The sequence below is a fragment of the Streptomyces pluripotens genome, assembly GCF_000802245.2.
In the GTDB taxonomy this organism is placed as follows: Bacteria; Actinomycetota; Actinomycetes; order Streptomycetales; family Streptomycetaceae; genus Streptomyces; species Streptomyces pluripotens.
This window is the reverse complement of sequence record NZ_CP021080.1, coordinates 5,747,064-5,762,991: the sequence shown is the minus strand read 5'-3', so window position 1 is coordinate 5,762,991 and position 15,928 is coordinate 5,747,064. Positions and strand designations below refer to the sequence as shown.

The following is a 15,928-nucleotide window of genomic DNA, read 5'->3' as shown; positions in this document are numbered from 1 at the left end:
GGGGGCCTGTCGGGTGTGGCCGGCGACATGCCCGTGGACAGTCGGGCAGAGGGTTTCGGGCGCGGAGTCGGTCTCGGACTCGGACCCGGCGTGTACGAGCGGGAGCGCGACGGTCGGCTTCACCCGGCTGTGGAGGGGAGCGGGACATCGTCGGCTCGGACCGCACCGTGGGCGGCCGGGCGCGCGCGGGAAGGCGGCGAGCGGCCCGGCGGGGGCGGGGCGGTGATCGTCCCGCGCCGGCGGCGCCCGCGGTGACACCGCGGGCGCCGCGTGTTCAGGCGGGCTGGACGGTGATGGTGCAGAGGCGCTTGGTCGCGCGGGTCAGGGCCACGTACAGGTCCCTCTCCCCGCCGGGGCGAGCCGTGACGATCTCCTCAGGGTCCACGACGACGACCCCGTCGAATTCGAGGCCGCGTGCTTCGGACGCGGGCACGATGCGTGCGTGGTGACCGATGCCCCGGGCCGTCAGTTCGTTCACCCTGCTGTCCGCGCAGATCACACCCAGGAGCTCGCCCGGATACGTGGTGCTCTGCGCGCGGAGTTCCTGGACGGCGGCGGTCACCAACTCGTCCGGGGGGGTGGTCACGGTGCGAGGGCTCTCACCGCTCCGCAGTGACCGTGTGGGCTTCTGGTCGGGGGCGATCCGCGTGAGCAGATCCCGGACGCTCTCCAGGATTTCCTGCGTGGTGCGGTAGCTGACGGTCAGGTTGTAAAGCTTGAACCGAGGTCTGACATGAGGGCTCAGCGCCTCCTTCCAGTCGCATGCGGTCGCGACCGGGCCCGCCTGGGCGAAGTCCCCCACCAGCGTCATCGCCCTCGCCGGGCAGCGGCGGACGATCATCCGCCACTGCATGGCGGTCAGTTCCTGGGCCTCGTCGACGACGACGTGCCCGTACGTCCGCTCCGGGGGGCCGTCGACCAGGCTCGCCGCCTCGTCCAGCAAGGCCACGTCCGCATCGGTCCACGGGTCGTCCTGGCCGCGCAGCAGAAGGGACCGCTCCTGGGCGGTCAGGCGGGGCAGGTACTCGGCGAGAGCGTCGGCATCCGTCAGGAGCGCCTTCACGAGGTCAGCCGGTACCAGCCGTGGCCACAGCGTCTCGACCGCCCGGTCGACGCCCGCGTCGTCGAGGAGATCGTCCCGGATGGCGTCCAGGTCCAGCTCGTGGACCGGCCCCGGGTCGTCTGCGCCTTCGGCACGGCGCTGAGCGACGCCCGTGAACCGGTCGAGGTTGATGCCCGTCATCCTCTCGGCATCGGCGTCGATCTGTTCGAGGACCTCGCTCATGTCCCGTTGCATCGCGTCGGTGACGGTGTCGACCAGGAGTTCCTTGAACGCCTGGCGCGCGGAGTTGTGCCCCGGTACGGCTCGGACGGCGGCCTCACGTGCCATGGCGACCTCCTCGCCGGAGAGATGGACCCGTTCCTGTCCGACCCGCACGGTGAAGTCGCCGGCAGGAGCCTGGTGGACGCGCAGCAGACCGGCCAGCGCGTCGGCGAGGTCGGAACCGCCCTTGAGACGCGCCCTGTCGAACGGGTCCACCGCGTCCGTGGAGACCCCGGCCAGTTCCTGGCAGGTCGCCAGGACGACATCGTTCTCGCCCAGCGAGGGGAGAACCTGGGAGATGTAGTCGAGGAACCGGGCGTTCGGCCCCACCACGAGGACGCCCTCCTCGGCGGCGCGCGGGAAGGCGTACAGGACGTAGGCCGCCCGGTGCAGGGCGACCACGGTCTTTCCGGTGCCAGGGCCGCCCTGGACCACGGTCACCCCACGGTGGGCGGAGCGGACGATCTCGTCCTGCTCGGCCTGGAGCGTCGCGACGGCCGCCTGCATCATGCCCGTACGCCGTGCCGACAGAGCCTCGGTCAGCGGACCGTCCCCCACGACGTCGTCGTCGGTGGGGGCGGTCCCGTCCAGGAGCTCGTCGCTCACCGAGATGACCGTGCGCTCCTCCAGACGCAGGTGCCGGCGCCGCCGCAGATCCATCGGGTGGACCGGTGTCGCCTCGTAGAAAGGACGTGCCGTATTCGCACGCCAGTCCACGAGCAGAGGCAGGTCGTCCTCCTCCGTCTGCAGTCCGATGCGGCCGATGCGCAGGGCCGTGCCGTCCGTCCAGTCGATGCGCCCGAAGACCAGCCCCTTCTCGGCGCCCTCCAACCGGCCGATCTCCTTGGACAGCCGCTCGGCGGCGATCTCTCTCTCGTATACCTCACCCGCACTTTCCGCCTTGGCCCTCAGCACGCTCGCCCGGCTCTCGCGGGCCTCGGAAAGCCGCTCGGTGAGCAGCGCGTACAAGGAGGAGACGTAATCCCGCTCCGCTTCCACCGCACGCACAGCGGGATCATCCATGGTCGACAACCGGGGGCTCCTTCGGGTCGGGCGAGACATACGGGGTGAGATCTTCCGCCGGGAATCGGACCGCTCCGCCGGGCGACGGACGGGTGGACTCGCAGCCCGCTCGCCGCGGTGCGGCCCGGCGGCGGGTGACCGACAGTCCCTTCGCGGCGGCGGCCGTCCGAGTTCCCTCCGCGTTCCCGCCCGGGTTCCCGTCCGCGTCCACCCCGTCAGGCGGTGGAAAGAGGCTCGGCGCTGCGGGCCCCTTCGTACTCCGGTTCCGGTGCCGGGTTCCTCTTCTTTCCGGCAGCGGGCAGGGCGATCATCAGCACGACCACCGCGACGAGCGTGATGAGCATGATCCAGACCGCACCGACGTGCATGGCGTGGATGAACGCCCGATCGGCGGCCCGTGCGAGAGCGGGCTGATCGATCGTGGCGGCCACATGGCGGGCCTGTTCCGCGGAGACCCGGGAGTTGTCCCGCACCGCCTCCGGGACAGCTCCCAGCGAGGGTTCGATCGCGTCTCGGTACGCGATCGACATGATCGTGCCGCCCACCGCGATCCCGATCACGCTGCCGACCTGCCGCGCCGTGTTGGTGACGGCCGACCCGGCACCGGACCGCTCCAGCGGCAGGCTGCTGAGCAGTGCGCCGGTCACCGGGGCCATCACCATGCCGACGGAGAGGCCCTGCGCCAGCAGCAGGAGAGCGATCCAGACGAGCGGGGTGTGCAGATCGAGGAATCCGACCGCGCCCATGGTGAGCGCCGCCACCGTGAGCGCCGGCACGGCGACGGGGCGCAGTGACAATCGGCTGACGAGACGTGCGCCCAGGGGCGCGCCCACGACGGCGCCGACGGCCGTCGGAACATTGGCCAGACCGGCCTTCATCGGCGAGTAGCCCAGCGCTCCCTGCATGTAGAACGCGTTGTAGAAGGTGATGGCGGCGACGGAGAAGAACAGCAACGCCATGGATGCGTTGCCACCGCCGAACATCCTCTGGGCGAGCAGCCGGGGATCGAAACTCGGTGCCTCGGTCCGCAATTCGACGAGCACGAAGACGACCAGCAGGACGATCCCGGCCGCGGTCGGCGCCCAGACGTCCCAACGGGTCCAGTCGTCCACCTGCCCCGCACGGATCACGCCGTAGGTCAGCGCCGCGAGTCCGGTGATGGACAGCAGGATCCCGGCCGGGTCCATCGGCCGCACGGAGGGGCTGCGGAAATTGGGGACCAGAAAGACGATACCGGTCAGTGCCACCACGATGATCGGGACGTTGACGAGAAAGACCGAACCCCACCAGAAATGGCCGAGCAGAAGTCCCGCCAACACCGGGCCCGCCGCCATTCCGACACCGGTGGATGTCGAGGAAATGGCGATCGCGGTTGCCCGCCCGGCGCCGGTGAAGGTCCACAACAGAATGGCGAAGTTGGCCGGCATGATCAGTGCGGCGCCGACTCCCATCGCGGCCCGCGCGGCGATCAACTGGCCCGCATCGCCCGCGTACGCCGCCCAGATCGAGGCCCCGGCGAAGATCACCAGGCCAACGGCGAGCACATTCCGGTGGCCGAAGCTGTCGCCCATCGCACCGGCGGTGAACATCAGGGTCGCGAAGACCAGGGTGTAGGCGCCGGTGGCCCATTGCAGCTCGGCCGGGCTGGCACCCAGACCCTGGACCGGGTCGGCGAGGGTCTCCAGAGTGATACTGAGAACGGTGTTGTCCAGCCAGATCAGCAGCGAACACACCATGAGTACGGCGAGAATTAACCGTTGCCTGGATTTCGGCAACGTCGGAGGCGCGGTCATGACCACCTTCGAATATCGATCGGCGGAAACTTGAACGACGCGACTATAAACAGGCCCTACAACACTGTCAAGCTCAGAATTTCTCGCCGACACGGTTGCAACCGGGCGGCCCTTATGCCTCCGGCGGATTTGCACACCGCGCCATCCTGTGCCTCCACCGAATTTGCGGATCGAATAGTTTTCTGCCTCCGGTGGATTTCCGAGCCGGAGGAATTCACCTCCCTCGGTGGTTGCGGCCGAGGCAATTCTTTGCCCTCGGTGACCTGAACTGTCGCGCGGCGTCCCCGCAGCGGACGGACGAGCCCGAGCCCGAGCGCGCCGCGCGGGCGGCGTGCTCGGGCTCGGGCTCGGGCAGAGCTGTCAGGCGCTTCGTTCCCCCGTTGCGACGGTCCGGCCCTCACCGGCCGCCGAGCGAGTCCAGCCAGCGCCGCAGATGCGCGGCGGTCTCCGGCGCCCGCTCCTCGATGATCGAGAAGTGATCCGCCTCGATGTACTCGATCGGTCCACGGTGCTGCCAGTCCGGGACGGGATCAGTGTCTCCGAAGGTGCTCAGCGTCAGGGTGGCCCGCAGATTCAGTGTGGGTGCGGCGATCGGTTCGGCCTCGCGATCGGGGTAGATGCGCACATAGCCGCCCATGGCGAGCAGGCCGTGGTCGTCCACGGGGGTCAGAGCGTTGTTCCGGGACAGGATCTGCCCCAGCGCGTCGGTGAGCACGCGGCGGTTGAGTTCGATGTCGTCCGGGGAGTAGGTGTCGATCATCGCGACGCCCGCCAGCGTGCCTCCGTCGTCCTCGATCCGCCGGGCGACCGCATGGGCGATCGCGCCACCGGCCGAATAGCCGATGAGCGCAACCGGGCTTCGGTCGAGCTCCGCCGCGACGCTCGCGGCGAGGCTCTCGACCGCCGCCGTCCAGGTCGGTGGCAAGTCGTCACCCGTGCGCGTGCCGGGCAGCCGCAGCGCGCTGACCCGCCGCTCGCCGCCCAGTTCACGGGCGAGGCGCGCGAACTGGTGGGAGCCCGATCCCGCGAGGAACGAGGGGATGCAGACCAGTGCCGGTGCCGTGTCGCCACGCGCCAGGAGCTGCGCGGCCGGGCGCCGGGTGGCGGCCTCCTCGGCGGAGTACCGGGGCATCAGGGCGGCGCTCGCGCTCAGCAGCGGCATCGCCCCTGCCAGCTCACCGCGGCGATGCGCCGCCGACACCAGCTCGGTGATCGTGCCGCGCACGCCGGCCGGTACCTGCTCGGCCACGCCGGTGCCGGACTCCTCGATCCTCGACCGCACCAGTTTCGCCACATCGGCGGCGGTCGGATGGTCGAAGATCAGCGTCGACGGCAACGTCAGCTCGGTCAGCTGTGCCAGCCGGTTCCGGAACTCGACGGCACCGAGGGAGTCGAACCCCAACTCGGTGAACGGCGCGTCCGGGTCGATCGCGTCACCGGAGAGGTGGCCGAGGACCGCGGCCGCGACGTGGCGTACCTCGCGCAGGACCGCGGCGTCCAGGTCGGCGTCGGGCAGGGTGGCCAGCTGCCGCGCCAGGCTGACACCGGCGTTCCCGGTGACCCGGGGGACCCGGATCATGCCGCGCAACACCGCGGGTAGTGTGCCGCCGCGGGCCAGGGCGGTGAACGCCGCAGTGTCCAGCAGCGCCGTCATCGGTGTCGCCCGGTCGGTCTCCAGCGCGTGGTCGAACAGCGCCATCCCGGAATCCGGGTCGATCGGGACCAGGCCCAGCCTGGCCCGGATCTGGCGGGCGTACTGCTCGGCACCGTCCCCGCCGAGCGTTCCTGCCATGCCGACGGTCCACAGCCCCCAGGCCAGGGAGTGCGCGGGCAGGCCCGCGCCGCGCCGCAGGCGTGCCAGGGCGTCCAGGGCGCTGTTCGCGGCGGCGTAGTTGCCCTGTCCTTGTCCGCCGAGCAGCGGGGCCGCGGACGAGAAGAGCACGAACGCCGACAGATCCAGATCGCGCGTCAGCTCGTGCAGATGCAATGCCGCGTCGATCTTCGGCGCCAGCACCCGTGTCGTCCGCTCGGCGGTCAGGGTGTCGAGTGTGCCGTCGTCCAGGACGCCCGCCGCGTGGATGACTGCGGTCAGCGGCGCGTCGGCGCCGATGCCGGCCAACAGGTCCTGGACCGCGGCGCGTTCGGTGACGTCGCACGCCACGACCTGGACGTGGGCGCCGTGGCCGGTCAGCTCGGCGGTCAGTTCGGCGGCGCCGTCCGCGGCAGCGCCGCGTCGCGACACCAGCAGCAGCCGCCGTGCGCCGTGCGCCGTGACCAGATGCCGGGCGACGATCGCACCGATGCCGCCGGTACCGCCGGTGATGAGCACGGTGCCCCGGTCGAACGACGGCGGCGCTCCCGCTCCGGTGGCGGGCAGCGACCGCAGTCGCGGTGCCAGGAGCCGTCCCCCGCGCACGGCCAGGTGCGGTTCGTCCTGGGCCACGGCGTCGGCGAGCGAGGTGAGCGGCAGGGCGTCGCCGTCGTGGTCGATGAGCAGGAAACGGCCCGGCTGCTCGGCCTGTGCGCTGCGCACGAGGCCCGCCACGGCGGCCCCGGCCAGATCGGGCTCCTCACCGGGCAGCCCGGCGGCCGTGCGGGTCACGATCACGAGCCGGCCGGGATGAGCGGCGCCTGTCCAGCCCTGCAACAGCGCGAGCGTCGTCAGGACACCGGTGTGGACGTCCGCCGCGCCCGCCCCTGTCCCCTGGGGCGCCTGCCATACCACCGTGTCGGGAACGTCCCCCAGCCCGGCGAGTCCGGCCAGATCGGCACAGCTCGTCACGAGCTCCGGGGCGTCGACGGACGCCGGGTCACCCAGTACGACGACGCGCCCCGCGTCCGCCTCGGGGGCGGCAGGCACGGCGACCCATTCCACGTCGAACAGCGGTGCCGCGCCGCGCAGCTCGGCCAGCGCCTGCGGCTCGATCGGGCGGGACCGCACCGATTCCACGCTCAGCACGAGGGCACCGGTCGCGTCGGCCGCGTCCACGCGCAGGGTGTCCGGTGCGATGCGGGCGATACGGACGCGCAGGGCGCCCACGCCGGACTGTGCCACCTGGACACCGTCGAAGGCGAAGGGGAGGGGCAGCCGGCCGTCGGGCCCGCCCTCGACGAGGGGTCCGACCGCCGCGTGGAACACCGCGTCCAGCAGTGCCGGGTGCAGCCCGAAGTCGGTGGCGCGCGCCGCGCTGTCGGTGTCGAGCGCCAGGTCGGCGAAGACTTCCTCCCCACGGGTCCACGCGGCGCGAACACCCTGGAACACCGGGCCGTACCCGAAGCCGAGGTCGCCGAGCGCGCGGTACACCTGCTCCCCGTCGACCGGCTCGCCCGCGGCCGGAGGCCACGCGCGGGACCAGTCAGGTGCCAGGACCGGTGCGGCGGGCGTGAGCAGGCCATGGGCGTACGGCACCCAGGCGTCGGCGACGCGGGCGTGGACGGCCACGGTCCGGTGCCCGGCCGCGTCGGGTTCGCCCACGGCGAGCTGGAGGTCCGCGGTGCCGTCGGCCGGGAGGACCAGCGGCGCCGCGAGGACCAGTTCGGCCAGCCGTGGCACGCCGAGCTGGGCGCCGGCCGCCAGGGCCAGTTCCACGAATCCGGTCCCTGGCATCATGACCGTGCCCAGGACCGTGTGGTCGGCGAGCCAGGGGTGCGTGCGCAGCGAGAGCCTGCCGGTGAACAGCCATTCGTCCCTGCCGGCGAGCTGCATCTGGGCGTGCAGCATCGGATGGCCGACGGAGTCGGCGCCGGCGAGCGGCGCTGCGGCCTCCGCGGGCAACAGCCAGAAGCGTTCGTGCTGGAAGGGATAGGCGGGCAGCGTGATCCGTGCCTGCGGTCGCGGTCCGAAGTAGTCGGACCACCGCACCGGCCGACCCGCGCAGTGCGCGGTGGCCAGCGCGGCGACCAGCTGTCCGGGTTCGTCGACGGTGCGGCGGGACGCCGCGACCACCGAGGCGCGCGCCGGGACGTCGGCCGCCGCGGTGGCGCGGGTCATGGCCGTCAGCACCGCGTCCGGGCCGAGCTCGACGAACAGGCCCACGCCCGAGTCGAGCAGGGACCGCACCGCCGGGGCGAAGCGCACCGCCTCGCGCACCTGCCGTACCCAGTACTCGGGCGTGCCCACCTCGGCGCCGGCGAACGCGCCGGTGACCGTGGAGCACAGAGGGATGCGCGGCTCCCGGTACGTCAGGCCGGCGGCGATCTCCGCGAACTCGGCCAGCATCGGGTCCATCAGGGCGGAGTGGAACGCGTGGCTCACCCTCAGCCTGCTGGTCCTGACGCCTTCGGCCACGAGCCTCGACTCGACCGCCGAGACCGCGTCGGCGTCTCCGGAGAGGACCACCGCGTCGGGGGCGTTCACCGCGGCCAGGGAGACCGCGCCGACTGCCGGACCGGCGTCGGCCGCCGCCAGCAGCTCCAGGGCCCGCCCCTCCGGCACCGCGGCGGCCAGCATGCTCCCGCCTCCCGGCAGCGCCCCCATCAAGCGGCCTCGGGCCGCGACGAGGGTGCACGCGTCCGGCAACGACCACACACCGGCCACGTAGGCCGCGGCCAGCTCGCCGATCGAGTGCCCGGCGACCACGTCCGGCGTCACGCCCAGCGACTCGACGAGGCGGTACATCGCCACCTCGAACGCGAACAGCGCGGGCTGGGTGTACTCGGTGCGGTCGAGCAGCGTCTCGTCGGCCGCGCCGAACATCACGTCCCGCAGCGCGTGCCCCAGGTGGGCGTCGAACTCCGCGCACACCTCGTCGAGCGCCGCCGCGAAAGCGGGGAACGCCCGGTACAGCCCGGCGCCCATCCCGGTCCGCTGGGCGCCCTGACCGGTGAACAGGAACGCGGTCGTCGCGGTCCGGCCAGCGTCGTCGGCGATGCCCGGTCCCGGCTCGTCGGCCGCCAGGCGCGCCAGGGCGGCGAGCAGTGCTTCCCGGTCCTGGCCCACGGCGGCCGCGCGCCGGTCGAACCGCGCGCGGTGCAGTGCCAGCGTCACCGCGACATCGGTGAGGTCGAGCTCCGGACGTTCGCTCAGCACGTCGTGCAGACGGCGCGCCTGGGACCGCAGCGCGGCAGGTGTCCGCGCGGACAACAGCAGCGGCACGGCCGGCGGGCGCGGTGGATCGACCGGCCTGGGCGGGGCCGGAGGCGCCTCCTCCAGGATCACGTGCGCATTGGTCCCGCTGATCCCGAACGACGACACCCCCGCCCGGCGCAAGCGACCGCCGGCGGGCCACGGCTCGGCCTCGGTCAGGATCCGTACCGCGTCCGCCGGCCACTCCACGTGCGGTGACGGCTCGTCGACGTGCAGGGTGGGCGGCAGCGTCTCGTGCCGCAGCGCCTGGACCATCTTGATCACGCCGCCGACACCGGCAGCGGCCTGCGCGTGCCCGAGGTTCGACTTCAGCGACCCGATCCGCAGCGGCTCGGCGCGGTCCTGGCCGTAGGCGTTGATCAGTGCCTGTGCCTCGATCGGGTCACCCAGCGTGGTGCCGGTGCCGTGCGCCTCCACGGCGTCCACCTCGGCCGCCGACACCCCTGCCCTGGCCAGTGCCTGGGCGATCACCCGCTCCTGGGAGGGCCCGTTCGGTGCGGTCAGGCCGTTGCTCGCGCCGTCCTGGTTGACCGCGCTACCGCGGATCACGGCCAGCACGGGGCGCCCGTTGCGCTGCGCGTCGGACAACCGTTCCAGGGCGAGCACGCCGACGCCCTCGGCCCACGCGACACCGTCCGCGGCGCTCGAGAACGCCTTGCAGCGCCCGTCCGGTGACAGGGCCCGCTGCCGGGAGAACTCCTGGAACAGCATCGGGGTGGACATGACCGTCACCCCGCTGGCCAGGACCAGCGACGTCTCCCCTGCGCACAGGGCCTGCACCGCCAGGTGCAGGGCCACCAGCGACGACGAGCACGCCGTGTCCACCGTCACCGCGGGTCCTTCCAGACCGAGGGCATAGGACACCCGGCCGGAGACGACGCTGCCGCCCGATCCGGTCGCCAGATAGCCTTCCGCGGCACCGTCGGCGGCCTCGCGCGCCGTGTAGCCGTAGTCCTGGTACATGACGCCGGCGTACACCCCGGTGTCGCTGCCGCGCAGGGAGGCCGGGTCGATACCGGCGTCCTCGAGCGCTTCCCAGGACGCTTCGAGCAGCAGCCGCTGCTGCGGGTCCATCGCCGCTGCCTCACGGGGGCCGATGCCGAAGAAGGCGGCATCGAAATCACCCGCGCCGCGCAGGAATCCCCCTTCCCGTGTGTACATCTTGCCGGGAGTGCCGGGGACGGTGTCGTACAGGTGGTCGATGTCCCAGCCGCGGTCATCGGGCATCGGGCCGATCGCGTCCACGCGCCCGGCGATCAGGTCCCAGAGCTGGTCGGCGTTCTCCACGCCGCCGGGGTACCGGCAGCTCATGCCGACGATCGCGATCGGCTCGTCGGCCCTGGCCCTGGCCCTGGCCCTGGCCCTGGCCGTGGCGGGGCGCGACCTTGCCGGCGCCGCGCTGTCGACCCTGGTGCGCAGGAAGTCCGCGACGGCGGCGGTGGTCGGATAGTCGAACACCAGCGTGGACGGAAGCGGGACACCGGTGGCGGCAGTCACCTTGTTGCGGAACTCGACTCCGCCGAGCGAGTCGAAGCCCAGTTCCGTGAAGGGCGTTTCGGGGTCGACGGCGTCGGCCGACTCGTGGCCGAGCACCCCGGCGGCGATCGCGCGGACCTCGTCGCGGATCAGCGCCTCCCACCGATCGGCGGGGGCGTCCAGCAACCGCCGGCGCAACGGGCTGTCGGCGGTCCGGCCGCGCGACGGCACGTGGATCAGACCGCGCAGCACGGCGGGCAGCGTGCCGAGCCGGCCCAGCGCGGTGAGCGCCTGCGTGTCGAGCAGCGCGGTCATCAGCATCGGTTCGCCGGTGGTCAGCGCGTCGTCGAGCATCCGCATGCCGGTGTCCGGCTCGATCGGGGGCAGGCCCAGACGCGTGCGGATCTGACGGGCCAGGTGTTCGGCGCCCGCCTCGTTCAGCGCCTCGGCCATGCCGCGCTTCCACAGCCCCCAGGCCAGCGAGTGTGCGGGCAGACCGGCACTGCGGCGCAGCTGGGCAAGGGCGTCCATCGTCGCGTTCGCCGCCGCGTAGTTGCCCTGGCCCTGCCCGCCGAGCAGCGGCCCGGCGGAGGAGAACAGCACGAACGCCGCCAGGTCCATGTCGCGGGTGAGTTCGTGCAGATGCCAGGCGGCATCGGCCTTCGGGGCGAGCACCCGGTCCACCTGCTCCGCGGTCAGGGTCTCGACGGTGCCGTCGTCGACCACGCCTGCGGTGTGCACGACAGCGGTCACCGGTTCGTGCACGGGTACGGATTCCAGCAGCGCCGCCACATCGGAGCGCTTGCTGACATCGCAGGCGGCGACGCGTACGTGGGCGCCCAGCGCGGTCAGTTCGGTGACCAGCTCCGCGACCCCCGGCGCGGCGGAGCCCCGGCGCGAGACGAGCAGCAGCCGGCGCACCCCGTGCCGGGTGACCAGGTGGCGTGCGGTGACGGCGCCCAGTCCGCCGGCGCCGCCGGTGATCAGGACCGTGCCGTCACCGAAGGGCTCGCCGGCCGGCGCGGCGGTGGCCGCACGGACCAGCCTCGGTGCCACCGTGGCGCCGACACGGATCGCGAGCTGGGGTTCGTCCATGGCGGCTGCGGCGGCGATCCGCCGGTACGGGTCCGCGAGGTCGTCGTCGTCGAGGTCGACACTCACGATGCGCCCCGGATGTTCCGACTGCGCGCTGCGCACCAGGCCACGGACGGCCGCCGCCGCGAGATCCGGCGTCTCACCGGGCAGACCCGCCCCGTTGCGGGTCAGCACGATCAGCGTCGAGTCGGCGCAGCCCGGTTCGGCGAGCCAGTCACGCAGCACCGCCAGGGCGCTGTGCACGGCGGTGCGGACGGTCGCCGGGACGTCGGCGCCGTCCGCCGCCGCCGTCCCGGGCGACCAGACGACGGCCGCGCCGGTGGTGTTCCCGCCTGCCACGAACGCCGTGACATCCTCGAACGTCTCGGCGCAGCCCTCGACGGGCCGCCCCAGGGCGACCAGGGGCCGGTCCGGCACCTCGGTCGCCGTCACCGGCGTCCAGGCGATCGTGTGGAGCGGGGCGCGGGCCCCGGCGAGAGCGCGCGCGTCGGCGGGGCGGGCGAGCACGGCGTCGATCGACAGCACGGCGGCGCCGGTGGCGTCGCAGGCGTCGATGCGCACTTTCTCGGAACCCGACCGGATGATGCGGGCGCAGACCGCGCTCGCGCCGCGCCGGAAGACGCGGACGCCGCCGAAGGAGAACGGAAGCGGCAGCCTGCCGTCGGGGAGGTCGTCGGCGAGTACGTCGATGGCGGCGTGGAAGATCGCGTCCAGCAGCGCCGGATGGACCCCGAAGGCCGCCGCCGGGCCCGCCGTCGTCTCGTCCAGGGACACCTCGGCGAAGACGTCGTCACCGCTGCTCCAGGCGGCGCGCACGCCCTGGAAGCTCGGGCCGTAGCCGAATCCCAGGTCGGCGAGCCGGTCGTACAGCCGCGTTCCGTCGATCGGCTCACCGTCGGCCGGCGGCCAGTCGGGGTCGGTCCAGGCCGGTGTCACACCGTCGGCGGGAGCGAGGACGCCAGTGGCGTGCAGCGTCCAGTCCGGCTCGCCCGGGTGGGACGGCGCGGTGCCGGTGGCGGCACGCGAGTGGACCGACAGGCGCCGTCGGCCGGTGTGGTCGGGCTCGGTCACCGACACCTGTACGTCCACGGCGGCGGTCCCGTCGAACACCAGCGGTGCCTCCAGGACGAGTTCGTCCACGACGGGCAGGTCCAGGCGGCTGCCCGCCACCGACGCGAGCTCCACGAACCCGGTGCCGGGCAGCAGCATCGAACCGAACGCCGTGTGGTCGGTGGTCCACGGCTGGTCGGTGGTGGAGAGCCTCCCGCTGAAGAGCCATGCGTCACGCCCGGCGAGCGGCGCGGCGACGCGCAGCATCGGATGGTCGAGCGTGGACAGCCCGGCGCGGCCCAGGTCACCGAGCGCGCCGTCCTCGGGCTGCACCCAGTAGCGGCGGTGCTGGAAGGCATAGACCGGCAGGTCGAGGTGGGTGACCGGCCCTGCCGGTGACAGCGGCGACCAGTCGACGGTGACGCCCGAGCAATGGGCGGCGCCGAGCAGCCGAAGGAACTGGCCGGCCTCGTCGACGCCCCGCCGTGACGTCGCCTCGACCAGCGAGCGCTGCGCCACCTCGTCGTTCAGCGTGTGGCGGGTCAGCGCCGCCAGCACCGCGTCCGGGCCCACCTCGACAAACCGGCGCACCCCGGCGTCGGCGAGCGACCGCACCGCCGGGGCGAACTGCACGGCCTCGCGCACCTGCCGCACCCAGTACTGCGGCGTCAGCAGCTCGGGACCGGCCGGCACACCGGACAGCGTGGAGCACACGTCCATGCGGGGCTCCCGGTACGCGACCGACCCGGCGACCTCCTCGTACGCGGCGAGCATCGGCTCCATCAGCGACGAGTGGAAGGCGTGACTGACCGTCAGCCGGTTCGTCCTGACGCCCTCGTCCTTCAGCCGCTCCTCCAGGGCGGCGATCGCCGCCGTGCCGCCCGAGAACACCACGGCCGTGGGCCCGTTCACGGCCGCCAGCGAGACCGGCCCGGTCGCGAGCAGGTGCCGCGCCCGCTCCTCCGGCACCGCGGCGGCGAGCATCGCTCCGCCGGTCGGCAGCGCGCCCATCAGCCGCCCGCGGGCGGCGACGAGCCGGCACGCGTCGGCACGCGACCACACCCCGGCCACGTAGGCCGCGGCCAGCTCACCGATCGAATGCCCGACCACCACGTCCGGCGTCACGCCGAACGACTCCAGGAGGCGGTACATCGCCACCTCGAACGCGAACAGCGCGGGCTGGGTGTACTCCGTCCGGTCGAGCGGGGCGCTGTGCCCGGTGTCGCCGGCCCGGCCGGACATGACCTCGCGCAGTGACACCCCCAGCAGGGCGTCGAACTCCGCGCAGATCTCGTCGAGGGCGGCGGCGAACACGGGGAACGCGGCGGCCAGCCCTTCGCCCATGCCGACGCGTTGCGCGCCCTGGCCGGTGAACAGGAAGGCCGTGCCGCCGGTGGCGGCGGCACCCGACACGAGCTGCGGGGACTCCGCGCCCTCGGCCAGGGCCGTGAGGCCGGCGAGCAGAGCGGCCCGGTCGGCGCCGAGCACCGCGCCGCGCCGCGCCAGCTGAGCGCGCCCGGTGAGCAGGGCGGCGGCGACATCAGCGTCATCCGCCTCGGGGTGCGCGGCGAGCCAGTCCCGCAGCCGGCCCGCCTGCGCCTGGAGCGCGGCTTCCGACTTGGCGGACAGCAGCCACGGCGCCGGCAGCGCCGGCCGGCCCGGCTCCGGCCGCTGTGCGTCGTCCGCCGGTCCAGTGCCACGGGCGCGTGGCGCCTCTTCGAGAATCACGTGAGCGTTGGTCCCGCTGATCCCGAAGGACGACACACCCGCCCGGCGCGGACGGCCGAGCTCCGGCCACCACTGAGTCCGCGTCAGCAGCCTCACGGTGCCCGCCGACCAGTCGACCTCGGGGGTCGGCTCGTCCACGTGCAACGTCGGGGGCATGACCCCCTCGCGCATCGCCATGACCATCTTGATCACGCCCGCGACACCCGCCGCGGCCTGCGTGTGACCGATGTTCGACTTCACGGAACCCAGCCACAGCGGGTTGTCGTCCGCCCGGGCCTGGCCGTACGCGGACATGAGCGCCCGCGCCTCGATCGGATCGCCGAGCCGTGTACCCGTACCGTGCGCCTCCACGGCGTCCACCTCGGACGCCGACAGCCGCGCGTCGGCCAGCGCGGCCCGCATGACCCGCTCCTGCGACGGCCCGTTCGGTGCGGTCAGCTGGCTGCTCGCACCGTCCTGGTTCACCGCCGAGCCCCGCATCACCGCCAGCACCCGGTGCCCGGCGCGCTCCGCGTCCGACAGCTTCTCCAGCACCAGCACGCCCACGCCCTCGGCCCAGCCCGTGCCGTCCGCCGACGACGAGAAGGCCCTGCACCGCCCGTCCGGCGACAGCCCGCGCTGCCGGGAGAACTCCACGAACGTGCCGGGTGTCGCCATCACGGTCACACCGCCGGCGAGCGCCATCGAGCACTCACCCTGGCGCAGCGCCTGCGCGGCGAGGTGCAGCGCGACGAGCGAGGAGGAACACGCGGTGTCGACCGTCACCGCCGGCGCCTCCAGGCCGAAGGTGTAGGCCAGCCGGCCCGACGCGACGCTGCCCGCGCTCCCGGTCAGCATGTAGCCCTCGAAGCCCTCGGGGGTGTGGGGGCGGGAGCCGTAGTCGTCGTACATGACGCCCATGTACACCCCGGTACGGGTGCCCCGCAGCGTCGTCGGGGCGATGCCCGCGTGCTCGAAAGCCTCCCAGCTGGTCTCCAGCAGCAACCGCTGCTGGGGGTCCATCGCCGCCGCCTCGCGGGGGCTGATGCCGAAGAACTCGGCGTCGAACCGGTCCGCGTCGTACAGGAAGCCGCCTTCGCGAGCGTACGAGGTGCCGAGGTGGTCGGGGTCCGGGTGGTACAGGTTCTCCAGGTCCCAGCCACGGCCGTCCGGGAAGGAACCGACCGCGTCACGTCCGGCGCTCAGCAGCTCCCACAGGTCCTCCGGGGAGGCGACACCGCCCGGCAGCCGGCAGGCCATGCCCACGATCGCGATCGGCTCGTGTGCGCGCTCCTCCAGATCCTGCACCCGCTGCCGGCTCTCCCGCAGATCGACCGTCGCCCGCTTGAGGTAGTCGCGAAGTTTCTGCTCGTT

2 protein-coding genes and 1 pseudogene are annotated in these 15,928 nt (G+C 73.0%); all 3 read right to left on the bottom strand.

Translation table 11 applies throughout. The features are described 5' to 3' along the window. Window positions 1-274: 274 nt before the first annotated feature. Window positions 275-2,347 (bottom strand): HelD family protein, encoded by a 2,073-nt coding sequence (locus LK06_RS25685; protein ID WP_167747965.1) that lies wholly within the window; start codon window positions 2,345-2,347, stop codon window positions 275-277. Between the two features lie 215 nt (window positions 2,348-2,562). After that, a complete protein-coding gene (locus LK06_RS25680) occupies window positions 2,563-4,140 on the bottom strand; it encodes an MFS transporter (RefSeq protein WP_052270356.1) in 1,578 nt (525 codons plus the stop codon). A 397-nt stretch (window positions 4,141-4,537) separates the two neighbouring features. Next, a pseudogene (locus LK06_RS25675) lies at window positions 4,538-15,928 on the bottom strand (type I polyketide synthase); the annotation flags it as partial.